Here is a 22,581-nt window from a genome sequence, read left to right as displayed (position 1 = left end):
AGCCAAAACAACTCAACTGAATCGTGATCAGCAGACATGGCTGATGGCAGTAAACCCTCGTCAGACCAGAAGATATACGATGTGCTCATTGCCGGAGGCGGCAATGCGGCGCTGTGCGCGGCGATAACCTCCGCACGCGCCGGAGCGCAGGTGCTGGTCGTTGAGCGGGCACCGCAAACCCATCGCGGCGGCAACACCCGCCATACCCGCAACATGCGGGTGGCTCACGATGCTGGCAATGGCATCCTGACCGGGCCCTATCCGGTGGATGAATTCTGGGATGATCTGTTGCGCGTCACCAAGGGCGAGACCGATCACGAACTCGCTCAGATGACGCTGGATAAATCCAGGGAACTCTGGGACTTCCTCTGGGCCCAGGGCGTGCGTTTCCAGCCGTCGCTGGGCGGCACGCTGTCGCTGGGGCGCACCAATGCCTTCTTTCTGGGCGGCGGGCGGACCATGCTCAACACGCTCTACGAAGCCGCCGAGAAGCTCGGCGTGGAGTTTCGCTACGACACGACATTGGTCGACCTGAATATCGAGGACGGCTTTTTTCGCAGTGCCGTGATCGAACATGACAATCGGCGCGAGTGCATTGCCGCGCACACCTTCATTGCGGCCTCGGGCGGCTTCGAGGCCAATCTGGAATGGCTGGCCGAAGCCTGGGGGCCTGGGGCACGGAATTTTCTGGTTCGCGGCACACCGTACAACCGCGGTGAGATATTGCGGCTGCTGCTCGATCACGGTGTCGAGCAGGTCGGCGATGCGACCCAAGGCCATGCGGTGGCGATCGACGGCCGCGCGCCAAAGTTTGACGGCGGCATCGTCACGCGCCTGGACTGCGTGCCCTTCGGTGTGGTCCTGAATGCTGAGGCCGAGCGCTTCTACGACGAGGGCGAGGATTTCTGGCCCAAGCGTTATGCCATCTGGGGCCGGCTGATCGCCGCGCAGCCGGACCAGATCGGGCATGTGATCATCGACGAGAAATCGATCCGCCTGTTCATGCCGTCGGTGTTTCCGCCCGAGCGTGCCGACACGCTCGAGGAACTGGCGGGCAAGATCGGCCTCGATCCGGCGCGGATGCAGGCAAGCATTGATCGTTTCAATGCCGCCTGCCAGCCCGGCGACTTCGACCACACCCTCCATGACGATTGCAATACCGAAGGCCTCGAGCCGCCCAAATCGCACTGGGCGCGGCCGATCGATACGCCGCCGTTCTATGCCTACACCCTGCGGCCGGGCATCACATTCACGTATCTGGGCGTCAAGGTCGATCGCAACGCCCGCATGATCATGGCCGACGGCCGCGTATCCAAGAACATGCTCGCGGCCGGCGAAATCATGGCCGGCAACGTGCTCGGCCAGGGCTATCTGGCCGGTATCGGCATGACCATCGGCAGCGTATTCGGTCGTATCGCAGGCACAGGAGCCGCACAGCATGTCCACGCTTAATCTCGCCACGTTGGCCAGCGGCACGCAGGAAGAAGCAGCCCGCCAGATGACCGTTTGCAATGCCTGCCGGTATTGCGAAGGACTGTGCGCGGTGTTCCCGGCGATGGAACTGCGGCGCGATTTCGCCGGCGGCGACGTCGATTATCTGGCGAACCTGTGCCACAACTGTGGCGCCTGCTTTTATGGCTGCCAGTACGTGCCGCCGCACGAGTTTGCGATCAACGTGCCGGTGGCGATGGCCGAGCTTCGCGAGGAGACCTACGCACGCTATGCCTGGCCGCGGATGTTTGCGCGCGTATTCGAGCGCAACGGCCTGTGGATCGGGCTGATCGCAGCAGTCTCGGTCGCCGCGTTCATCATCGGCCTGATTCTGCTGAGCAGCCCGGCAGCCCTGTTCGACGTCCACACCGGCCCGGGCGCGTTCTATCGCCTGCTGCCGCACAACGCGATGGCCCTGCTGTTCGGCGCGGCGTTCGTTTACGCGATCGTTGCCATGTCGATGAGCGTGCGCCGGTTCTGGCAGGCGTCGGAACCGATCGACCGGCTGGCGGCCGGCTCGATCTGGCAGGCCACCCGCGATGCGGTGACACTGCGTTATCTGGACGGCGGCGGCCGCGGCTGCATGAACGACGGTGAACGCCCGCGCGACAAGCGCCGGCTGCTGCATCACTTCACCTCCGGCGGCTTCATGCTGTGTTTTGCCTCGACCTCTTCGGGCACGCTGTTCCACTACTTCGGCTGGGAAGCGCCCTATCCGGTCTGGCATCCGACCGTCGTGCTGGGCATTTTCGGCGGACTCGGTCTGCTGATCGGCCCGATCGGTCTGCTGGTGGAACGCAGACGCCGGGACCGCGACATCACGCAGGGCAAGCCGTTCGACATGGGTCATACCTTCATCTGGATGCTGTTGCTGACCAGCGTGACCGGTCTGCTGTTGCTGGCGTTTCGTTCGACCGCGGCAATGGGCCTGTTGCTGGCGATCCATCTGGGCGTCGTGTTCGCCCTGTTCGTGACCCTGCCCTATGGCAAGTTCGTGCACGCGATCTATCGTGTTGCGGCGCTGATCCGCCATGCCCACGAGCAACGGGCCGCACGGAGCGATTGAGTATCCGGGCCAAATCGCTGAAGCGTCGAGCCGTGTCCGGCGAGTAGTCTCGACCATTCGATCGGCCGTCGCTGCGGACTGGGCGATCGGGTAAGCTCGGCCGTACAAAGATGGCGCGCCGGAACTGACGGCGTGTATTCACTGTTCCCCAATTTATAAGGCATCGGTTCCATGGCCGGCAATGTGTCCCGCGGCGAAACCGCATATCTACGCCTCAAGGAAGAGATCCAGGCCGGAAATCTCCAGCCGGGCACGCGTGTGCGCGAAGTCGAGATCGCCGAACGCCTCGGCATCAGCCGCACGCCGGCGCGCGAGGCCATCCGGCGCCTGGAAAGCGACGGACTGGTTTCTTTCGTCCCCCGCCACGGCGCGGTGATCTCCAAGCTCGATCACCAGGAAACCATGGAGCTCTACGATCTGCGCGAGATACTCGAGGGTTCGGCGGCCGGCTTCGCCGCCCGTCATGCGTCGCCCGCGGAAATAGAGGAACTCGAGGAACTGATTTCCGCCGAGCCCGCAATCGGGGACAATCCGAAACAACTCGCCGATCTCAACCGGGTCTTTCATGCCTCGCTGTATCGTGCTGCCCACAACCGCTTTCTCGAACGCGCGCTGCTGGGCCTGCGCGATTCCATGACCCTGCTCGGCGGCACGTCGCTGCGCGTCGAGGGCCGGCATGAGACCGCCCATACCGAGCATCTGGCGATCGTGTCGGCGATCGCGGAACGCGATCTCGAAAAAGCCGAGATTGCGGCACGCCAGCATATTCGCAGCGCGCAACGGGCACGCCTCAAGCTGATGCGCGAACGGCTGATGTCCGGTTCGCAGACCAGCGACCCCTGATATGAAATGAGCTCTTGGCGCATGACCTGAATCTCCCGAGATCACGCTGATCGCGTTCACATATGGTCGGCTTCGGTCAGTCTGTCGGACGCACGCGTCGAGTCTATAATGCTGCGCAGCGCTAACTCGGCCGAGACAAAAGGTCCTCGACTGCGGATATAGCTTCAATCACTACCTCGCCTTCCGGCAATTAGGGATATTATTGCTTAATCCTACGGGCTGACGCACCGATAAGCTGCAGTCTTTGCCCGGCGAGTTCACTCAGAATCGACTTCGATGAGATCCAGTGCGCGAATGAAATGGGTGGCGAATACCGACGGATGCTCTGCCATTGGAAAATGACCCAATTTAGGCATTGTCCAGTAGACGGCACCGGGAATCTTCTTCGCAGTCGCTTTCGACATCTCGGGCGTACATGAATAGTCATACTCACCTGTCAGCATGACCACAGGACACACCGCAGTATCTATAGACGCCACACGCTCTCGCGCATCCCACTCGCCGGTGTAGAAATCTATATCGCCAGCGAACGTCGCGTAGCCGCCCTGCGAGTATCCCCACCAGACCTGCTGACGGCATGCGGCGGAAGTGTGTGGCGCCATCAAACCATTGATCCACTCCGGGACAAATAGAGACTGATTCACCCGCGGATGCCTGGCCCAAGGTGTGGTTCGCCCAGGCACATAATCACTGGCCTCGCAGGCGATCACGCCGGCCAGACGATCAGCCGATCGTAATGCCATTTCCAGACAAATCTCCCCCGCCATTGACGAGCCGCTCAGAACCGGTCGATCCAGATCAAGCTGCGAGATCACGCTGAGGATGATCTGCGCGTAGAGCTCGGTGGTGAGCGAGTAATCCGCCGGCGCCACACCGGGCAATGCATCTGACCTTCCATGCCCTGGCAAGTCGAACGCCACCAACCTGCAACGCTCGGTCAACGCGCTTTCAGCCATCAGGCCATGGTATTGGCGGGCGTACGCGCCCGCAGTATGAAGCAACAAGACATCGCGCCCGTGGCCGGCCGATTCATAGAATATATCCAACGACTCCCCGTCGATTTCGATCTCTACATAGCCCGCTGACAGGTCGGCCTTGGATCGACGCACTGGATCCGGTTCGACGCATGTGCCTGCCAGTGTCTCGCGTCCTATGTCGAGCACACGTCGTACCAAATGCGCGTGCTGCGCCATCACGAGTTCATCTCCGGCAATGCTCGCGGAACTCACCCGCATGAGCATTCCAAAGAAACTCTGATATGCGGGCGGCGGCTCTTTCAGAAAGAACGTCTCCCAGTCACTGTCGTCCGCAACCAGCGTAAATGCCGGCTGTCGACCCGAATCGCTCTGGCAGTAGCCATTGCAGAACGTAAAGACTGCGTGCGTGTCTCCACAGGAAATCGCGAAGCTTACATCGGCGCCGATAGCCAGACCTGCCAAGTCACGATCGCGGCCGCACGCCTCCTGCCATCGTTGCCTGTGCAGTGTGTCCAAATGGCGCATGTTATGCATCATTCGCTTGGCCTAGCGTGCATCGACGGCCAAGTGCCGACCCGGCTGCGTCGCAAAGAAAACAGCTATAAATGTCAGGACGCTGACAATTACCAGGTACGGCGGAAGCACATTAACCGCGCCCAACCCCGTATCCAAAAGATAAGTCATGATCAACGGCGCAAACCCGCCACCCAGAATTGCGCCGATCTGGTAGCCCAGCGACGCACCGCTGTAACGGACCGCAGGCGAAAACATTTCAGCGAACAGAGCGGCCATCGGTCCATACATGAACGGATGCACGAGACTCAGACCGATGACTGATAGAACGCCCAGTGTCAGGACTGAATCACTCCCGGCTGAACTGATCCAGAAGAACGGATAGGCGTATAGCCCGAACAGTACCGCACCAAAAAGAAACACCCGACGCCTGCCCAGGCGATCTGATAACGATGCGACCAGCGGAATAGTCGCCACCTCGATCGCCGAGGCAATTGCCACAATAATCAAGACCGGCCCACGATCCATTCCCAGAGTATGGGTGGCATAAGTGAGAATGAAGACCGCGAAGAAATAGAAATTGACGAAGGGCGCCATGCAGGCACCGGCAGCAAGCACGATATTCAGAGGGTGTCGCTTGACCACGTCAACCAACGGCATACGGGATTGATTGCCCGATTTCCGGACCGCCTCAAATTCGGGCGATTCTTCCATCTTGAGCCGAATCACTAGGCCGAGAACGACGAGCAGCGCGCTCAACATGAACGGCACGCGCCAGCCCCAGCTCATGAAGGCGTCGGGCGGCAAAAGCGAGAACAGACCGAAGGCGCCCGTCGCCAAAACAAGCCCGGCCGGTGCCCCAGCCTGCGTCCAGCTCCCGGCCAGTCCACGGCGGTTATCAGGCGCATGTTCCACGGCCATCAGAACGGCACCACCCCATTCACCGCCTACGGCGAAACCTTGAATGAGCCGGCATAGCACCAACAACGTCGGCGCAATCAGACCGGCTTGGGCGTAGGTAGGCAGAAATCCGATGGCCGTCGTTGCCACACCCATGCCGACCAGGCTGTAGATCAGCATGGATTTTCGTCCGACCCGATCGCCGAAATGGCCAAAGACCAATCCACCGATCGGCCGCGCGATAAAGCCCGCGGCAAAGGCTCCAAATGCGGCGATGGTGCCAGCAAGATCCGAGAACTGGGGGAAGAACAGGTTATTGAAGACCAGCGCAGACGCCGTGCCATAGAGAAAGAAATCGTAGAACTCGACAGTCGTGCCGATAAAACTTGCGGTCATCACGCGACGCATCATGGCCGGTGAGTGATGGCGTGCGTTTGCTTTTGTGGTCATCAGCAACTCCTCGGTGGTGTTATGTTCGGATCACACGGATACGGGCATTACCGGATTTCAGAAACGACGTCCGCTCAAGCCAGGCGCACAACGGCCCCGGACATCGTGCTGTCAGGGGGCGCATAACGTTGCATGACCTCGGGATCGTGTCCGGGCACAATCAATTCGGGCGCGTCGGCCAACGCGCGCACTTTTTCAAAACCCGCAAGCATCTGACCGACGTCAAATACGATCGGAAATGGCGTCTGCGTCTCGATATTCGCGTAGTAATGGGTCGCGTCGGAGGCGAGCACCAGCCAACCGTCGCGGGTCCATATCCGGACGATCTGCAATCCCGCACAGTGCCCGCCAACGTGATGAACATGCATGCCGGGAAACAGTTCGGCACTGCCGTCGACAAAATCCACACGCTCGGCGTAGACCGAACGCACCAGATCGGCGACGTCTTCAACATCATATGCATGGCGCAGAAAGCCATGCCGCATCTGGCGTCCGGTAGCGAACGCCACCTCGCTGTCCTGAATTACGAATCGGGCATTCGGAAACAGGCTCATGTTGCCCGCATGATCGTAATGCAGGTGCGTCAGAACCACCGTCTCTACCTCGCGGGCTTCGACGCCGAGCATGGCAAGACCATCGCTTGGGCAACGAAGAAACGTGCGCTTGCGGGTCTCGGCAGCAACCTTGTTGAAGCCCGTATCAATGACAACGACCCGCTGGGCCGACCGTGCGACCCATACGAAGAAGTCCATCGATGAGCCGGCTTCATGCGGATCGCCGCCAATGAAATTTTCAGACGCGCGCCGCTCGACCGTCGCATATCGAATGGCATAGACCTCGAAAACTTCCTTGCTCGGCATCACGCTGCTGAATTCGCCCATGTGTTCGTCCTGCCGGCTATCTGGCGCATCTGTCTGTTTTAAATAATTATTTAGAAGCGGACGTTTTTTTATCTAGCTTGACAAGCTCTCGCCGCTGCACAACCATACCATCAGACAGATCGAACGGTCTTACTGACAGACCATATTACGACTAAAGTAGCGTGTTGTGCGACAGGCACACAGACCGAATCCACTGGAAGGAAACGATAGATGCGACCAGACCCGGAGCTTGTGAAGCCGATGCTCATCGGTGAGACGTGGATCACACGAGAGACCGATGCATTGCCGTCGATCAATCCAGCGACCAGCGAAGTCAATTACCACGTATCGACGTCCACCAAGGCTGACGTCGATATGGCAGTGGCATCGGCTCGGGCTGCTGCCGATGAGCCAGGCTGGCGCACAATGCAAGCCCACAAGCGCGCACGGCTGCTCCATAAGATCGCTGACGGCATCGACGCCAACAGCGACGAATTGGCGCGTCTGCAGATGCTGGAAAACGGCAAGGTCTGGCGTGAATGCCAATCGCAGGTCGCGGGCGCCGCATCGGTTTATCGGTACTTCGCAGCGGCGTGCGAGACACTTGGCTCCGAGGTGACACCCGCACGCGGTGACTATCTCTCCATGACCGTCTACGAGCCCTACGGAGTGGTCGCGGCCATAACCCCTTGGAACTCGCCGCTGACAATGGAGGCTCAGAAGATTGCTCCGGCCCTCGCCGCCGGTAATGCCGTGGTACTTAAGCCATCGGAAGTGACGCCTTCGGCCGGGCTGGCGGTCGCACGCATCGCCCAATCAGCCGGGGTGCCAAGCGGGCTGCTGAACGTTGTTACGGGACCTGGAGCGACAGTCGGGCGCGAGCTCGTCGCCCACCCGGGCGTGCGGATGGTGTCATTTACAGGCGGAACAGCCAGCGGTCGTTCGATCGCCGGCGCCGCAGCGCAGCGTCTTATCCCGACTGCTTTGGAGCTCGGTGGAAAGTCGCCCCACATCGTGTTTGACGACGCCGATCTGGATGCTGCCATCACGGGCATCATCGACGGCATATTTCAAGGCAGTGGGCAATCCTGTGTAGCCGGATCCAGGCTCTTTGTTCAGCGCCGTATCTACGACGAAGTAGTGGAGCGACTCGTCTCCAGAGCGGATCAGATCCGTGTCGATCTGCCTGATGCAGACGGCGCGCAGATGGGGCCGATCGCGACATTTCGTCAGAGAGAGCACATTGAGGCAATGATCGAGTCGGCTCGCTCTGATGGGGCAGAAATTCTTGCCGGGGGCTACCGCCCCCAGGAAGAGAGATTGAGCGCCGGGGCCTTCTATCGCCCAACTCTAATCGCCGGTCTTTCGAATGATGCCACCGCGGTTCGCGAAGAAATCTTCGGGCCCGTGCTCTGCATCCTGCCTTTTGACAATGAGGACGATCTCGTCGGCCAAGCCAACGATACCGCCTACGGCCTGGCGGCCGGAATCTGGACAGCCGATTATCGGCGCGGCTGGCGTATTGCCCGGCGCCTTCAAGCAGGAACGGTATGGATCAATACCTATAAACAGCTTTCAATTTCCACACCGTTTGGTGGATTCAAGGACAGCGGCATCGGGCGCGAGAAAGGCCTGTCCGGGGTTCGACTCTATCAGCAGAGCAAAGCGTTGTACTGGCAACTGGATTCCAGTCCCGAGTAACAGGCTCGTACGCCCCACTTACAATTTTTCCCGAGAGTGACGTCATGAACAACAACAATCCCTCACAGCCAGCAGGCGACAACATCGGTTTCATCGGGCTCGGCGTGATGGGCGAGCCCATATGCAAGCACCTCGTTGTCAAAAGCGGCCGGCAGGTGTTCGTCAACGACCAAGACGGTGCGCCGATGAAACGCCTCGAAGAACTGGGGGCAAAGCGTATTGAGTCATCCGGGATGGCAGAGCAAGTATCCACCATCTTTCTTTCACTGCCCTCCGGGGAGGTCGTACGAGAAGTGCTTTTCGGAGACGAGGGGATCATCAACCATTTACGCGCGGGTCAAACTGTCGTGGATCTGAGCACATCACCCGTGGATATCACACGCGAAGTCGCTCAGGCGCTGCGTGAACGTGGTGTGCATTTTGCCGATTCACCTGTGATGCGGACGCGCAGTGCGGCAGAAGCGGGCACACTCGCTGTTCCGGTCGGCGCGTCAAGCGAGATTTTCGCCGAAATAGAGCCACTGATTGCGCATTTCGCCAGCGATATACGACACGCCGGCGATATCGGCGCCGGCCAGATTGTCAAGATTCTCAATAACATGGTGCTATACGAGACGGTCTTAGCCCTGTCTGAAGCCCATGCGATCGGCCGACGGGCAGGCATCGATCCGGAAGTGCTGTTCGACGCGTTCGCCAGCGGGTCGGCCGACAGTTTTGCCTTGGCCAATCACGGTCGAAAAGCGATATTGCCGCAGAACTTTCCGGAAAAGGCGTTCCCTGTAAGTTATGCGCGCAAAGATATAAGCTACGCCGTTCAACTGGCGGAGCAGGTTGGCGTGGATGCGTGCGGTGCCCGAAATCTGATCGAGACGCTGGACCAAGCCATAGCAGCGGGCCACGGCGACAAATATGCGCCCGCCATAAGCTTACTTTTTGAGGATGATCAACCGTTTGGCAACACCCAATGAACGCACCGATGAATCCAAGCCTGCTGCCTACGGCGGCGTGGCTGCGGTTGACCGCGCGCTGACGATTCTTGCCACAGTCGAGCAGTCGGCTGACCCATTGTCGCTATCCGAGTTGTCGCGACTGACCGGCTTTTACAAAAGCACAATACTGCGGCTCATGGTGTCCCTGGATCGTGCCGCACTTCTGGTCCAGCGACCCGATCTGCGCTATGAACTTGGACCATTTGCTTTCCGTTTAGGCCGGGCTTACGACACGAGTCACCAGTTGGAAGAACACGTGTTGGCCACCCTTCGGGAATTAGTGGCTCGGGGCACGCAGAGCGCCTCGTTTCATATGCGCTACAACGATACGCAACGCATATGCCTCTTCCGCGTGAACTCCGACCACGCCACGCTCGACAATGTGAAAACCGGCGACCTGCTTCCCCTCGAGACCGGCGCACCAGCAAAGGTCATCGCTCACTACCATCACTTGTCTGGAAAGCCGATAGCTGACGATGAGCCGCTTATCTTCAGCTCTTTTGGCGAGCGTGACCCGTCGTGTGCCGCGATTGCATGCCCAATATTCGCCGCGCGCGGTTTATTCGTTGGCGCTATTTCCTTATCCGGACCCAAAGATCGTTTCGATTCGGCGTCTGTGGAACAAATGACCCCTCTTCTACTATCCGAAAGCCGTATGCTCACCCAGGTTCTCGGAGGGGTATGGCCGCGCGACAACTAATGTCTGTCCGGCCACTCAGGCTGGCTGTCACCACGATCCCGAAGTCGGCCAGGCAAACAGCGGCTACTAATTCACTCGGCCAGGCCGCCTCCTATATCTATCAGTCCATAGAATGTAAAATTCTGTCTTGTCCAATGGCGTCTCCAGAACACTAGAGCCGCCCTATATGGCGTTTTCATGGTCGATGCCTCTATTCCGCTGGTTATCCGCAATCTGCACAAGCGTTTCGGCAGCAACGAGGTGCTCAAGGGGCTCTCGCTCACCGCCCACCAGGGCGATGTGATCACGATGATCGGCGCGTCCGGCTCGGGCAAGAGCACCTTTCTGCGCTGCATGAATCTGCTGGAACAGCCCGATGCCGGCGACATCACGGTCCACGGTGAGCCGATCGCGTTCACGCAAAAGCGCGGTAAACGCGTCCCGGCGGACTGGAAACAGGTCGAGCGTATCCGGGCGCGTCTGTCGATGGTCTTCCAGAACTTCAACCTCTGGGCGCATATGACCCTGATCGACAACGTCATCGAGGCGCCGACCCACGTCCTCAAACAGCCGCGCAAACAGGCACGCGAACAGGGTATGGCGTTGCTCGATCGCGTCGGCCTGTCCTCGCACGCGGATCATTTCCCGGCGCAGCTGTCGGGCGGCCAGAAACAGCGCGGCGCCATCGCCCGCGCACTGGCGATGGAGCCCGAGGTCATGCTCTTCGACGAACCCACCTCCGCGCTGGATCCGGAGCTGGTCGGCGACGTGCTCAAGGTAATGCGCGGCCTGGCCGAGGAAGGCCGCACCATGGTCGTGGTCACCCACGAGATGGACTTCGCCCGCGAGGTGTCGAGTCAGGTGATCTTCCTGCACGACGGCCGCGTCGAGGAAGCCGGCAAGCCCCACGAGATTCTGGCCAACCCGAACACCGAGCGGCTCCAGCAGTTTCTGGCGCCGCGCTTCTAGGCGTCTGGTCTTTTCATGGGATTGATCGACTTTCAGGGCTACGGCCCGCGCCTGCTCGAAGGCGCCTTGCTGACCTTCGAACTCGCCGTGCTGTCGCTGGTGGTGGCGCTGCTGCTGGGCCTGATCGCGGCGAGTGCGCGGCTGTCGGGCTCGCGTATGGCCGGCTGGCTGTCGATGACCTATACCACCCTGGTGCGCGGCGTGCCCGATCTGGTGATGATGATGCTGGTGTTCTATGGCGGCCAGATCGGCGTGAACATGATCACCGATCAGCTTTACGACGCCTTCGATATCGATATCTTCATCAATATCAATCCCTTCATCGCAGGCGTGGCGACCCTGGGCTTCATTTACGGCGCCTATATGGCGGAGACGATCCGCGGCGCGTTCCTGGCCGTGGACGAGGGCCAGATGGAGGCCGCGCGCGCCTACGGTATGAGCCCCTGGCTGGTGTTCCGGCGGGTACGTTTTCCGCTGATGATGCGCCACGCCCTGCCGGGGCTGGGTAACAACTGGCTGGTTCTGCTCAAGAGCACTGCGCTGGTATCGATCATCGGCCTGACCGACATGGTGCTGGTGGCCGACCGGGCGACCAAGGCCACGCATGAGCCGTTTCTGTTCATGGTGCCTGTGGCGATCGGTTATCTGGCGATGAGCAGCGTATCGGAAGTGGTCATGCTCTGGCTGCGCAAGCGCTACGACACCGGCTTCGAGACCCGGGGCCAGGACGCCTGATGGAACAGTGGCTGACGCACGTCGCGCCCTGGCTCACGGGCAACGACATCTTCACCCCGGCGACGCTGGCCCAGTACTGGGACGGGCTGGTCAGCACCGTACAGCTGGTATTCGTTTCACTGGTGATCGGGCTGATCGTGGCGGTGCCGCTGGCGATCATGCGCGGCTCGAAACGAGTCTGGGTTAACGGGCCGGTCTGGTTCTTCACCTATGTATTCCGCGGCACGCCGCTGCTGATCCAGCTGTATCTGGCCTATTACGGCTTTGCGTTCGTGCCGGGCATTCAGGACACCTGGCTGTGGTTCTTCATCGAGGACCCACTGTATCCGGCGCTGTTCGCCTTCACCCTGAATACCGCCGCCTACACCACGGAAATCTTTCACGGCGCGATCCGCGCGACCCCGCGCGGCGAGCTCGAGGCCGCGCGCGCCTACGGCATGTCGACCGCGCAGACCTACCGGCGGATCGTGCTGCCCAGCGCGTTCCGGCGCGCGCTGCCGGCCTACGGCAATGAAGTGATCTTCATGCTGCATGCCAGCGCCATCGCGAGCGCGGTAACGATCATGGACCTCACCGGAGCCGCCTATTTCGTCTATTCACGCTTCTACACGCCGTTCCCGGCGTTCATATTCGTTGCGCTGATCTACATGGCGTTGAGCTTCGCCATCCAGGGCACGTTCCGCCTGCTGGAAAAACGCCTGCTTCGGCATCTGAAGACCGCAAGCTGAGCGCGCATGTGACCGCGCGCCGTCGAGTTCGCTAGGATGAGGCATAGCTGGAGCGATTCATGCATTCGTTTTCCGGGTACCGCAACGCGCCGGACGCCGGCGCCATCGCACATCGCTCAGGTAGCCAACTGTTGAACTGCCGTCTTTTCGAGGGAACCGCCACAATGAAGAAACTGATCACCACCACGCTCATCGGTGCTGCGCTCTGCGCCACGGCCGGCACCGCGGCGGCGCGCGGCGATAACGTGCGTATCGGCACGAACGTGCCGTATGTGCCCATGGAATACCAGAATCCGGACGGCAGCCTGACCGGCTTCGACATCGATCTGGGCAATGCCCTGTGCAAGCAGGCGAAGCTCGAATGCAGCTGGACCGAGCAATCCTGGAACGGCATCATTCCCGGCCTCAAGGCGCGCAAGTTCGACGCCATCATGTCGTCGATGACGATCACGAAGGAGCGCAGCAAGCAGCTGCTCTTCTCCGACCCATACATCGTGCCGCCCTCGGCCTGGTTCGTACCCGATGACAGCGATATCGACGCGCCGACCAAGGCCTCGCTCAAGGGCAAGGATATCGGCGTGCAGCGCGGCACCGTCCAGGACGACTACGTCACCGACATGTTCGGCGACGAAGCCACGATCAAGCGCTATGCCAACGCTGATGACGTGATCGTCGACATGGACACCGGCCGCCTCGACGCGGCGTTCTTCGACTTCCCCACCGGTCTGTCCGGCCTGCTCGAGCCGGAGGACAAGAACTACAAGACCATCGGCAAGAAGCTCACCGAGCCCAAGAAATACTTCGGCGACGGCTTCGGCATCGCCTTTCGCCAACGCGACAAGGATCTCGCCGCCAAATTCAACAAGGCCCTGGCCGAACTGAAGGAAGACGGCACTTACGACAAGATCTACGACAAGTACTTCCACTCGGAGGACGGCGCTCGGTAAGCCGCGGCCGTTGCGGGAGAAAGGCCCGCCTCGCCGCCCTGATGCGGTTCACTTGAAGTATTGCTTGACCGCCTACCCCCCGAGAATCCGGTTTCCACTCGATGGAGACCGGATTTTTTTAAAAAACGGTTGCTTCACGGGGCCAGGAAAACGACAGCGGATGTTTAGTCTTTCCGGCATCGATCGAGTCCACTCCAGCCAACATCACCCCAGAAACCCGAGCCAAGCGGGTATCGAGCGTTTCATCCGGTCCTACAGGGCAATGGATCGAGCGGCGTCCGACACGGCTATGTGGCTTTACCGCTAGCCGGTGCCGGTACGGCTGTTTTCGACCACGCCGAAGGTATCTTCCAGATGACGGCGATAGCGGGCGACGGTCGCGTCTACATCCGGCGCCTTGATCACGTCGGTAGCAAGAAAGGTCGGCAGGGCCTCGAGGCCGAGGAAGGTCTGGGACTTGTGAAACGGAAAATAGACACCGTCCACGCCGCGGCCCTCGAAGAAATTGCCGGGTTCGTCGAAGGCTTCCTTTGGCGCATTCCAGGTCAGCGACAGCATGTAGCGGCGCCCCTGCAACAGGCCGCCGGAACCATACATGAGACTCGGATCGTGACGGCTGCGACCATCGCTGGCATAGAGCGAGCCGTGGCCGGCGGTGAGCACTTCATCCAGATAACGCTTGAGGCTCCAGGGCGCGCCCATCCACCAGCCGGGCATCTGGTAGACGATGACGTCCGCGTCCAGATATTTCTGTACTTCGGCGTCGGCGTCATAGCCGTCGTCGACGATGGTCTGCTGCAGCGTGTGGCCGAGCGCGCCAAGCGTTTCCACCGCGGTGTCGTGCAGCGTGGTGTTGAGTCGTCCGGCCGAATGGGCGAACGGCTTCTGGCCGTTGATCAGCAATATATTCATCTGTGATTCCCTTGGATCTGCTGCGACCGATCGTCGCGATTGACGCGCAGTGTGCGCCCTCCTTTCCCATGCACAAACGGGCTAAACTGCAAAGCATTATTGACTACCGATCAACAATGAACACGACCTTCGAGGAACAGCAGGCATTCGTGACCGTCGTCGACGCCGGTTCGATCACGGCCGCGGCCGAGCAGCTGGGCCAGACCACCTCCGGTGTCAGCCGAGCGCTCGGCCGGCTGGAAAAGAAGCTCGCGACGACGCTGCTGCGGCGGACCACACGGCGGCTGGAGCTCACTCAGGAGGGCCATGAATTCCTCACCCATGCCCGGGCCATTCGTGCCGCGGTCGATGAAGCCGAGGAAGCAATGGCGCTCCATCGCCAGCAACCGGCCGGGCGGCTACGTGTAAATGCCGCGCCCAGCTTCATGCAGGAGGTGATCGTGCCGCTCATCGGCGCCTTTCGTGCGCATTACCCGCAGATCAGCCTTGAGCTGGATACCCACGATCGCGTCATCGACCTGCTCGAACAGCGCACCGATGTGGCGATCCGCATCGGTGCGCTGGCCGACTCCACCCTGCATGCGCGTCCGCTCGGTCGCAGCCGGCTGCAGGTGCTCGCCAGTCCGGCGTATCTGGCATCCCACGGCGCGCCGCAAAACGTGGCCGAACTGGCATCGCACAGCCTGCTCGGCTTCAACCAGCTCGATCAGCTCAACCGCTGGCCGCTGCTGGATGAACACGCCGAGGATCTGCAGGTGCAGCCCACGCTGTCGGCCTCCAGCGGCAGCACCCTGCGCAGTCTGGCGCTCGCAGGCGAAGGGATCGTCTGTCTGGCCGATTTCATGACCCGTAGCGACCGTGAAAAGGGCCTGCTCGTACCGGTGCTGCCCGAGCTGACCCAGGATCGTTTTCAGGTGATCAACGCGGTCTACTACCGCAACACGCCGCTGGCGCTGCGGATCACGCTGTTGCTGGATTTCCTCGCCGGTCGCCTCGGCGCGCTGCTCTGAACAAGCGGTCCCCCCGTCGCATTTGAACGCAGCGCCCGTCGTACCAAGGTTGATGGGTACAGCCAATCAAGGAGCGCTCCATGCAATACCGCATCCTCGGCAACAGCGGCCTCAAGGTGTCCAAGCTGACATTGGGCACCATGACCTTCGGCGGCGAAGGCTTCATGTCCAAGCTCGGTGATACCGACGTCGCCGGCGCACGCAAGCTCATCGACAAGAGCATCGAGCACGGCGTCAATTTCTTCGATACCGCCAATATGTATTCGGGCGGCGAGTCGGAGCGCATTCTCGGCAAGGCGCTCAAGAGCAAGCGCGAGGATGTACTGCTCACTACCAAGGTGCGTTTTCCGATGGGCGACGGCGCCAATGACGGCGGCCTGTCGCGTATCCATATCCGCCAGCAGATCGAGGCCAGTCTCAAGCGCCTGAACACCGATTATATCGATCTCTATCAGATGCACATGTGGGACGGCACCACACCGCTGGAGGAAACACTGGAAACCTTCGACACCCTGGTTCGCCACGGCAAGATCCGCTACTACGGCATCTCCAACTTCTCGGCCTGGCATGCGATGAAGGTGATGGCGGTATGCGAGCGCGAAGGCTTCATAAAGCCGATCAGCCAGCAGATCCACTACACGGCGCAGGCGCGCGAAGCCGAATACGAACTGATGCCGATGGCCGTCGATTCCGGTCTCGGCACCATGATCTGGAGCCCGCTTGCCGGCGGCCTGCTCTCCGGCAAGTATCGCCGCAACCAGCAGCAGCCCAAAGGCACGCGCTTCGCCGAGGGCTGGGAAGAGCCGCCGATCCGCGACGAGGAGCAGTTGTTCGATTTGATCGAGACGCTGGTCGAGGTCGGCGAGGCGCACAGCGTCTCCGCCGCCCAGGTCGCGCTAGCCTGGATCACAGGCCGGCCGGGCGTGACCACCGCGGTGATCGGTGCGCGCAAGCAACAGCAGCTCGACGACAACCTCGCTGCTGCCGAACTGCAACTGGCCGATGACGAAATCGCGGCCATCGAAAAAGTCAGCCGGCCGCCGCTGCTGTATCCCTACTGGCATCAGAACGGCAATGCCTCGGATCGCTTCGGCGAGGCGGACCGGGTACTGCACGCCAACCATATGGGCGATTGAGGACGAGGCCGCCGTTCACCGCATGGCGTGGACGGCGGTCGTCTTGCGGATACCGGTCTGGCTGACTATGTTGGACGGCCCTTCCTGAACAGCCGTCCGGACTGCAATGACGATCACCGCCTATACCGCCAAGACCATTCATACGATGAATCCGTCCCAGCCCACGGGCCAGTGCGTGGCGGTCCGGGGCGGGCGCGTGCTCGGCGTCGGGCCCGTGGAAGAAATACAGCGTTTCGGCGCGGTGACGATCGATGATCGCTATGCCGACAAGGTGCTGGTGCCCGGTTTTGTCGAGGGCCATAGCCATGCCCTGGAAGGTTCGGTCTGGAACCATCTCTATCTGGGCTACTTCGACCGGCGCGATCCGGAAGGCCAGCTATGGGAAGGCCTGAAGACGCCCGATGCGGTCCAGCAGCGTCTTGCCGAACATGTCGATCAGGGCGATAACGAAAGCCCGCTCATTGCCTGGGGGCTGGACCCGGTCTATTTCGACGACGCGACCATCGACCGGCGACTGCTGGACGCGGTCAGCGAGACACGGCCGATCGTGGTCATTCATGCCAGCCTGCACGTGATGTTCGTCAACAGCGCGACCATCCGTCAGGCGGGCCTTGATGACCTGGATATGGAAGGCATCGTGCGCGACGAGCAGGGCCGGCCCAGCGGCGTGGTCGAGGAGTTCGCCGCCATGCATCCGGTGTTCGACGCGCTCGCGTTCGATATCTTCGAGGGCGCCTCCGATACCCGCGCCCTGAATCGCTACGCCCAGGCCGCGCGGCGCGAGGGCGTGACCACGATCACCGATCTGCTCAATCCGATGAGCGATGCCGCGATCGTCGCACTGCGCGAGGCCACCGCGGCCGAGGACTTCCCGGTCCGCCTGGTGCCCGCGCTCAACGCGCTCGCCTGGGATCCACAGGCCGGCAGCGAACGCGTGCAGCAGGCGCTCGAATACAACCACGAGCGGCTGCAGTTCGGTCTGGTCAAACTGGTCACCGACGGCGCGATCCAGAATTTCACCGCCCGCCTGCAGTGGCCGGGCTATCTCACCGGCCCGGACAACGGCGTCTGGAACGCGCCGCCGCAGACCTTTCACGACATGGTGCAGCATTACCACCAGGCCGGGCTGCATATGCACGTGCATACCAACGGCGACGAAGCGGTCACCGTGATTCTGGATGCGCTGGATGAAGCCCTGGCGATGTGGCCGCGGCCCGACCACCGGCATACGCTTCAGCATGTGCAGCTGATCCGCCAGGACCAGCTACGACGTGTCGCGCGCCTGGGCGCCTGCCTGAACATCTTTTCGAACCATATCTATTACTGGGGCGATATCCATCTGGTCAAGACGCTGGGCTACGATCGCTGCCAGCGCCTGGAACCGGCCGCGAGCGCGGACCGCATGGGCATCACCTTCGGCATCCACTGCGATGCGCCGGTCACCCCGATCTCGCCGCTGTTCACGGCATGGTGTGCCACCACGCGCGAAACCGCCCGCGGCGTGACGCTGGGCGAGGCGGAGAAGATCAGCCGCACCCGCGCGTTGGAGGCGATCACCCTGGGCGCGGCCTTCACGCTGCGTATGGACGACCGCATCGGCAGCCTCGAACCGGGCAAGTTCGCCGATATCACCGTGCTCGACGAGGACCCGCTGACGACCGACACACCGCTCAAGGAAATCGGCGTACACGACACGCTGCTGTCCGGGCGTCCGACCGGCGGCGGCTGAGAGGCCACGGACCGTGACCTCGCCCATTCCCGCCACCCTGCTCTGCGGCTTTCTGGGCAGCGGCAAGACCACCCGTATCAATACGCTGATCGCGAGCGGCGAAATCGCGAACGCGCTGTTCCTGGTCAACGACTTCGGCCGTATCAATATCGATGCCGAACTGATCGAGTCTCGGGATGACGACATCCTGCGGCTGAGCAACGGCTGCGCCTGTTGCGGTATCGCGGGCGATCTGTCCGCGCAGCTACGCAATATTCGGCAATGGCCACAACATCCCGAACATCTGGTCTTCGAGGCCAGCGGTATCGCCCGGCCGCGGCCGCTCATGCAGCTGCTCGACGCCGCCCGCGGCTACCGGCTCGATCACGCCGAGACGCTGCTGGATGCCAGCGCCTTCGCGCGCCACGCCGCGGATACCGCGATCGACGACATCTTCACGGCCCAGATACGCGAGGTGTCCCACCTGCGTATCAACCGCATCGACTGGCTTAGCGACGGCGAGCGCGCCGACGTGCTGCAGCGGATCGCCGTGATCAATCCCGCGGCGGCCACGACGCTCGAGAAAGCCGGCCATCCGCCGCAACCCGCGCATCCTCGGGGCCGGGCAGCGCCTGGCGCCGGCCCGCTCGTAACCGAAAGCGTGGCCTTTGACGGGGCCGTCGATATCGCCGCGCTCGAGGCGCTGCTGGCCGACGCCGCACCCGCGCTGGTACGCGCCAAAGGCTTGGTACAGGCCAACGACGCGGCCGGCACGTGCCACGTGGTTCAGTTGGCCGGCGGCCGTCTCGTGTTCACCCCGACCCGCGCACGAAACACCCGCGCGCTGGTCCTCATCGGCTACCCCGGCGAAGCCCTCGACGCATTGATCGACGCGCTACGCCGGCTCTGAAGCCAACGGGTCACGCTCAGGCGTTCGCGTACTCGTCGGCGAGTTCGGCGGACACCGGCCGCGTCATCAGACTGACCGCCACGAACACCACGATATTGCACAACAGGCCGACGATGCCGGCGTTCATGTCCAGCGGCGTCGACTCCGCCACGATCTGGAAGTAGTAGTTCACACCAATACCGACGACCATCCCCGCGATGGCGCCGTGCTTGGTCCCGCGCCGCCACATCAGGGCGCCATAGACCGCCGGCACGAACTGGGCGATCGACCCGTAGGCACCGACCAGCAGCGCGATAATGCCCGCGGCCCCGAAGATCGACAGACAGTAGGCCGCCGCCCCGATCACGACCACGCCGACACGCATGATCCAGACCTGCGTGCGCTCGTCCATATCCGGCTTGAACGGCAGGATCACGTCACGGCCCAGCGATACCGAGCCGCCGTGAGTGATTGCATCCGACGACGACATCGCCGCGGCCAGCGCGCCGGCGCCGATCAGACCGTACAGCCAGCCGTTGGCGCCGAGATTGTGGGTGACCAGATACGGCAGGATCTGGTTCGAGCTTTCCAGCGCGTTGGGCGCGACCACGCCGATGGCGGCAAAGCCGACGAACAGCACCGGCACCAGGAAGATGCCGAACAGCGGGAACGCCATCGTAGTGATCTTGATGCGCTTCTCGGTCGTCGTATACGACTTGGTGAACAGATGCGGCCACATCAGAAAACCCAGCGCCGACACGAGAATAACGGTCGAGTACGCCATACCGGACATCTGCGAACCATCCTGGCCGATGGTCAGAAAACCCGGCTTGGCCGCGTTGATGGCAGTGAACATGTCGGTCGGGCTGCCCTGCAGCGTATAGACCAGGTAATAGCCCACGGTCCAGGCCACGATCAGCATCAATGCGCCCTGCAGCACGTCGCTCCAGGCCGCACCGCGGACCCCGGAGGTCGCCACGTAGGCGCAGACGATGCCGTAGGCCAGCAGCGCGCCGAACCAGTACGGGATCACGCCGTCGGTGAGGATGTTGAAGATGAACGCCATGCCCTTGATCTGCAGGGTCAGGTACTGGATGAAGGCAAGCACCGAGATCACGCCCACGAGCACCGTGAGTGCCTTCGACTGATAGCGGTCGCCCAGGAAGTCGCCCATGGTGAAGAAGTTCTTGCGCGCGCCGATGCGGCCCACCTTCGGCCCGAGCAAATACCAGGGCAGGTTGCCGAGCGCGATATAGGCCGGCACGAAGAACGACGCCGCGCCCTTGGAGAAAGCCATGCCCGGCCCGCCGAGGAAGGAGAACGCGCTGAATACGGTACCGCCCATCATGAACCAGATCACGATCAGGCCCAGACCGCGGTCCGCGACCGCGTATTCGGACACCGACCAGAACGATCGCTTGCGCCCCGCCAGCAGCCCGATCACGAAGGCGAACATCAGATACACCAGCATCGAGCCCAGCGCGAATACCCAATTGCTCATGACCGGCCCCCGTTGCCGTACTCATAGCGGTAGAAGCAGCACAGCGCGACGAATGCGATCACCTCCAGAAGCACGACCCAGAACAGTCCGAACGGCAGGCCGAGCACCAGCGGGAATACACGGTTGGCGAGCCCGTAGAAAGGAAAGATCATGAGCAGGAAGAGCACCACCACGAAGATGATGTACGGCTTGGTGACGTTCCTTGTGCGGCCGGTGGCCATAAGCGCGCTCCTTTGGACGAGGCAGGCTGTCTGCTGGCGCGACGAATCACGCGCGGCGCGGACTCAAGCCTGCGTCTGTTGTTTTTCAAGCGATTTTCGTGCCAGCTCGGTAAACAGCTGGATGCCGGCCGGCATGATGCGGTCGTTGAAGTCGTACTCGGGATGGTGCAGGCCACGGCTGTGATCGTCGTCGCCGGAGCCGACGTGGATATAGGCGCCCGGGCGCTCGGCGAGCATGTAGGAGAAATCCTCGCCGCCCATGCAGGGCTTGTAGTTCGGCGCCAATGTGTCTTCGCCAAAGCAGCTGCCGATCACCTCGCGCGCGGTTTCGGTTGCGGCGGGGTCGTTGAAGGTCACGCTGAACTTGTCTTCGATCATGAGCTCGATCTCGGCGCCGTAATAGTGCTCGAGGCTTTCGCAGAGCCGGCGCAGGCGACAGCGCACGATCTCGCGCGTGGCGTCATCGAGCGCGCGAATGGTGCCGCAGAGTTTCGCGGTGTCCGGAATCACGGCAAAACCGCTCAGGTCGCCGGCTTGCAGGGCACAGATGCTCAGCACCGCCGGGCTCAACGGATCGACTTCGCGGGCAATGATGGTATGCGCCTTGTGTACGAGCTCGGCGGCGATCCGGATCGGATCGATACAGCCGTGCGGGTTCAGGCCACCGTGGCCGCCGCGGCCGTGGATGGTGATATCGACTCGATCGCCACAGGCCATGATCGGCCCCGGTATCAGACCGTACTGCCCGATCGGCAGTGCCGGCCAGTTGTGCAGTGCGTAGATTTCGCGCACGTCGAAGCGCTCGAAAACGCCATCCTCGATCATCGCCGTCGCGCCACCGACGCCTTCCTCGGCCGGCTGGAACACGAAATAGACCGTGCCGGCGAAGTCGTCGTGTGCCGTCAGGTGCTCGACCGCGCCCAGCAGCATACTCGTGTGACCGTCGTGGCCGCAGGCGTGCATGCGCCCGGCCCGTGTCGATGTGTGGGCCACGCCGCTTTTCTCCTCGATCGGCAACGCATCCATATCGGCACGCAGGCCAACCGTGGCGTCGCTCTTACCGGCCGAGCCGACGATCCAGGCGACGACACCGGTCTGGCCGATACCGCTGACGTATTCCACGCCCAACGCATCGAGATAGGCACAGACCTTGCGCGACGTATCGCGCTCCTCGAAGCCCAGCTCGGGCTCCCGGTGCAGGTCATGTCGGAATTCGACCAGTCTGTCGAGTGTTTCAGTGGTCATGGCGAAGCAGGGAAACGGCAGTTTGAAACGACGAAATTAGTATTGCACAGCAAACGCTTCCACGCAGTTGAGCCCCAGTCATCATGGATGCGGACCCTGGCCGCGGGCATC

General features: G+C 61.7%; 21 protein-coding genes. 14 read left to right on the top strand and 7 right to left on the bottom strand.

Annotation, left to right across the window (positions count from 1 at the left end):
* Positions 1-36: 36 nt before the first annotated feature.
* The 3 genes from tcuA to ACFOSU_RS01350 all read left to right on the top strand — a co-directional run bounded on the left by tcuA (position 37) and on the right by ACFOSU_RS01350 (position 3,400).
* Positions 37-1,452 (top strand): FAD-dependent tricarballylate dehydrogenase TcuA, encoded by a 1,416-nt coding sequence (gene tcuA, locus ACFOSU_RS01360; RefSeq protein WP_380685691.1) that lies wholly within the window; start codon positions 37-39, stop codon positions 1,450-1,452.
* Positions 1,439-2,557: a tricarballylate utilization 4Fe-4S protein TcuB gene (tcuB, locus tag ACFOSU_RS01355; RefSeq protein ID WP_380685689.1), complete on the top strand. Its 1,119-nt coding sequence runs from the start codon at positions 1,439-1,441 to the stop codon at positions 2,555-2,557. Before tcuA ends, tcuB begins: the two co-directional genes overlap by 14 nt.
* A 171-nt stretch (positions 2,558-2,728) precedes the next feature.
* On the top strand, positions 2,729-3,400 hold the full coding sequence (locus ACFOSU_RS01350) for a GntR family transcriptional regulator (protein WP_380685687.1): 672 nt from the start codon (positions 2,729-2,731) through the stop codon (positions 3,398-3,400).
* A 257-nt stretch (positions 3,401-3,657) separates the two neighbouring features.
* On the opposite strand, the gene ACFOSU_RS01345 is transcribed toward ACFOSU_RS01350, so the two are convergent.
* The 3 genes from ACFOSU_RS01345 to ACFOSU_RS01335 form a co-directional block, all read right to left on the bottom strand.
* On the bottom strand, positions 3,658-4,902 hold the full coding sequence (locus ACFOSU_RS01345; RefSeq protein ID WP_380685685.1) for an alpha/beta fold hydrolase: 1,245 nt from the start codon (positions 4,900-4,902) through the stop codon (positions 3,658-3,660).
* Positions 4,903-4,923: 21 nt separating this feature from the next.
* Entirely contained in the window at positions 4,924-6,240 is a 1,317-nt protein-coding gene (locus ACFOSU_RS01340; RefSeq protein WP_380685683.1) for an MFS transporter, read from the bottom strand.
* Between the two features lie 74 nt (positions 6,241-6,314).
* Complete coding sequence (locus ACFOSU_RS01335) at positions 6,315-7,121, bottom strand: N-acyl homoserine lactonase family protein (RefSeq protein ID WP_380685680.1); 807 nt, start codon at positions 7,119-7,121, stop codon at positions 6,315-6,317.
* A gap of 210 nt (positions 7,122-7,331) precedes the next feature.
* Between ACFOSU_RS01335 and ACFOSU_RS01330 the strand changes: the two genes are divergently transcribed.
* From ACFOSU_RS01330 to ACFOSU_RS01300, 7 genes are all read left to right on the top strand, one after another.
* Positions 7,332-8,801, top strand: a complete 1,470-nt coding sequence (locus ACFOSU_RS01330; RefSeq protein WP_380685678.1) for an aldehyde dehydrogenase — start codon at positions 7,332-7,334, stop codon at positions 8,799-8,801.
* Between the two features lie 44 nt (positions 8,802-8,845).
* Positions 8,846-9,769, top strand: coding sequence for an NAD(P)-dependent oxidoreductase (locus ACFOSU_RS01325; protein ID WP_380685676.1), 924 nt, complete (start codon positions 8,846-8,848; stop codon positions 9,767-9,769).
* Positions 9,753-10,490, top strand: coding sequence for an IclR family transcriptional regulator (locus ACFOSU_RS01320; protein ID WP_380685674.1), 738 nt, complete (start codon positions 9,753-9,755; stop codon positions 10,488-10,490). The genes ACFOSU_RS01325 and ACFOSU_RS01320 overlap by 17 nt, the downstream gene beginning before the upstream one ends.
* Before the next feature lie 177 nt (positions 10,491-10,667).
* Positions 10,668-11,438 carry an ABC transporter ATP-binding protein gene (locus tag ACFOSU_RS01315; protein ID WP_380685672.1) on the top strand — a complete coding sequence of 257 codons (771 nt, stop codon included), beginning with the start codon at positions 10,668-10,670 and terminating at the stop codon, positions 11,436-11,438.
* Positions 11,439-11,459: 21 nt separating this feature from the next.
* A complete protein-coding gene (locus ACFOSU_RS01310) occupies positions 11,460-12,173 on the top strand; it encodes an ABC transporter permease (protein WP_380686436.1) in 714 nt (237 codons plus the stop codon).
* Positions 12,173-12,901 (top strand): ABC transporter permease, encoded by a 729-nt coding sequence (locus ACFOSU_RS01305; RefSeq protein ID WP_380685670.1) that lies wholly within the window; start codon positions 12,173-12,175, stop codon positions 12,899-12,901. The genes ACFOSU_RS01310 and ACFOSU_RS01305 overlap by 1 nt, the downstream gene beginning before the upstream one ends.
* Before the next feature lie 164 nt (positions 12,902-13,065).
* A complete protein-coding gene (locus tag ACFOSU_RS01300) occupies positions 13,066-13,848 on the top strand; it encodes a transporter substrate-binding domain-containing protein (protein ID WP_380685668.1) in 783 nt (260 codons plus the stop codon).
* 303 nt (positions 13,849-14,151) lie between these two features.
* Here the strand turns inward: ACFOSU_RS01300 and ACFOSU_RS01295 are convergent, their stop codons facing one another.
* Positions 14,152-14,760 carry an NAD(P)H-dependent oxidoreductase gene (locus tag ACFOSU_RS01295; RefSeq protein ID WP_380685666.1) on the bottom strand — a complete coding sequence of 203 codons (609 nt, stop codon included), beginning with the start codon at positions 14,758-14,760 and terminating at the stop codon, positions 14,152-14,154.
* A 116-nt stretch (positions 14,761-14,876) separates the two neighbouring features.
* Here ACFOSU_RS01295 and ACFOSU_RS01290 point away from each other — a divergent pair, with 116 nt between their 5' ends.
* From ACFOSU_RS01290 to ACFOSU_RS01275, 4 genes are all read left to right on the top strand, one after another.
* Positions 14,877-15,770, top strand: coding sequence for a LysR substrate-binding domain-containing protein (locus tag ACFOSU_RS01290; protein WP_380685664.1), 894 nt, complete (start codon positions 14,877-14,879; stop codon positions 15,768-15,770).
* A gap of 80 nt (positions 15,771-15,850) precedes the next feature.
* The gene (locus ACFOSU_RS01285; protein WP_380685662.1) at positions 15,851-16,906 is read left to right on the top strand and encodes an aldo/keto reductase; all 1,056 of its coding nucleotides are present in this window, start codon (positions 15,851-15,853) and stop codon (positions 16,904-16,906) included.
* A gap of 106 nt (positions 16,907-17,012) precedes the next feature.
* Positions 17,013-18,635 carry an amidohydrolase gene (locus tag ACFOSU_RS01280; protein ID WP_380685659.1) on the top strand — a complete coding sequence of 541 codons (1,623 nt, stop codon included), beginning with the start codon at positions 17,013-17,015 and terminating at the stop codon, positions 18,633-18,635.
* Positions 18,636-18,648: 13 nt separating this feature from the next.
* A complete protein-coding gene (locus tag ACFOSU_RS01275) occupies positions 18,649-19,524 on the top strand; it encodes a CobW family GTP-binding protein (protein ID WP_380685657.1) in 876 nt (291 codons plus the stop codon).
* A 16-nt stretch (positions 19,525-19,540) separates the two neighbouring features.
* Here ACFOSU_RS01275 and ACFOSU_RS01270 read toward each other — a convergent pair whose 3' ends face one another.
* The 3 genes from ACFOSU_RS01270 to ACFOSU_RS01260 all read right to left on the bottom strand — a co-directional run bounded on the left by ACFOSU_RS01270 (position 19,541) and on the right by ACFOSU_RS01260 (position 22,470).
* Entirely contained in the window at positions 19,541-21,004 is a 1,464-nt protein-coding gene (locus tag ACFOSU_RS01270) for a sodium:solute symporter family protein (RefSeq protein ID WP_380685655.1), read from the bottom strand.
* Positions 21,001-21,225 (bottom strand): hypothetical protein, encoded by a 225-nt coding sequence (locus ACFOSU_RS01265; protein WP_380685653.1) that lies wholly within the window; start codon positions 21,223-21,225, stop codon positions 21,001-21,003. The genes ACFOSU_RS01270 and ACFOSU_RS01265 overlap by 4 nt, the downstream gene beginning before the upstream one ends.
* A 63-nt stretch (positions 21,226-21,288) precedes the next feature.
* Positions 21,289-22,470: an amidohydrolase gene (locus tag ACFOSU_RS01260; protein WP_380685651.1), complete on the bottom strand. Its 1,182-nt coding sequence runs from the start codon at positions 22,468-22,470 to the stop codon at positions 21,289-21,291.
* Positions 22,471-22,581: the final 111 nt, after the last annotated feature.

This window comes from Salinisphaera aquimarina (assembly GCF_042643355.1).
GTDB lineage: Bacteria > Pseudomonadota > Gammaproteobacteria > Nevskiales > Salinisphaeraceae > Salinisphaera > Salinisphaera aquimarina.
The sequence above is the reverse complement of the archived record's forward strand: the minus strand, read 5'-3'. Positions and strand labels throughout refer to the sequence as shown.

Excerpts from the sequence above, each read along its gene's own strand:
- tcuA (WP_380685691.1), top strand. The coding sequence starts at position 37 with ATGGCTGATGGCAGTAAACCCTCGTCAGACCAGAAGATATACGATGTG.
- ACFOSU_RS01325 (WP_380685676.1), top strand. The coding sequence starts at position 8,846 with ATGAACAACAACAATCCCTCACAGCCAGCAGGCGACAACATCGGTTTC.
- ACFOSU_RS01335 (WP_380685680.1), bottom strand. The coding sequence starts at position 7,121 with ATGGGCGAATTCAGCAGCGTGATGCCGAGCAAGGAAGTTTTCGAGGTC.
- ACFOSU_RS01280 (WP_380685659.1), top strand. The coding sequence starts at position 17,013 with ATGACGATCACCGCCTATACCGCCAAGACCATTCATACGATGAATCCG.
- ACFOSU_RS01315 (WP_380685672.1), top strand. The coding sequence starts at position 10,668 with ATGGTCGATGCCTCTATTCCGCTGGTTATCCGCAATCTGCACAAGCGT.
- ACFOSU_RS01270 (WP_380685655.1), bottom strand. The coding sequence starts at position 21,004 with ATGAGCAATTGGGTATTCGCGCTGGGCTCGATGCTGGTGTATCTGATG.
- ACFOSU_RS01285 (WP_380685662.1), top strand. The coding sequence starts at position 15,851 with ATGCAATACCGCATCCTCGGCAACAGCGGCCTCAAGGTGTCCAAGCTG.
- ACFOSU_RS01265 (WP_380685653.1), bottom strand. The coding sequence starts at position 21,225 with ATGGCCACCGGCCGCACAAGGAACGTCACCAAGCCGTACATCATCTTC.
- ACFOSU_RS01340 (WP_380685683.1), bottom strand. The coding sequence starts at position 6,240 with ATGACCACAAAAGCAAACGCACGCCATCACTCACCGGCCATGATGCGT.
- ACFOSU_RS01260 (WP_380685651.1), bottom strand. The coding sequence starts at position 22,470 with ATGACCACTGAAACACTCGACAGACTGGTCGAATTCCGACATGACCTG.
- ACFOSU_RS01305 (WP_380685670.1), top strand. The coding sequence starts at position 12,173 with ATGGAACAGTGGCTGACGCACGTCGCGCCCTGGCTCACGGGCAACGAC.
- ACFOSU_RS01295 (WP_380685666.1), bottom strand. The coding sequence starts at position 14,760 with ATGAATATATTGCTGATCAACGGCCAGAAGCCGTTCGCCCATTCGGCC.
- ACFOSU_RS01290 (WP_380685664.1), top strand. The coding sequence starts at position 14,877 with ATGAACACGACCTTCGAGGAACAGCAGGCATTCGTGACCGTCGTCGAC.
- ACFOSU_RS01330 (WP_380685678.1), top strand. The coding sequence starts at position 7,332 with ATGCGACCAGACCCGGAGCTTGTGAAGCCGATGCTCATCGGTGAGACG.
- ACFOSU_RS01345 (WP_380685685.1), bottom strand. The coding sequence starts at position 4,902 with ATGCGCCATTTGGACACACTGCACAGGCAACGATGGCAGGAGGCGTGC.
- ACFOSU_RS01300 (WP_380685668.1), top strand. The coding sequence starts at position 13,066 with ATGAAGAAACTGATCACCACCACGCTCATCGGTGCTGCGCTCTGCGCC.
- ACFOSU_RS01350 (WP_380685687.1), top strand. The coding sequence starts at position 2,729 with ATGGCCGGCAATGTGTCCCGCGGCGAAACCGCATATCTACGCCTCAAG.
- tcuB (WP_380685689.1), top strand. The coding sequence starts at position 1,439 with ATGTCCACGCTTAATCTCGCCACGTTGGCCAGCGGCACGCAGGAAGAA.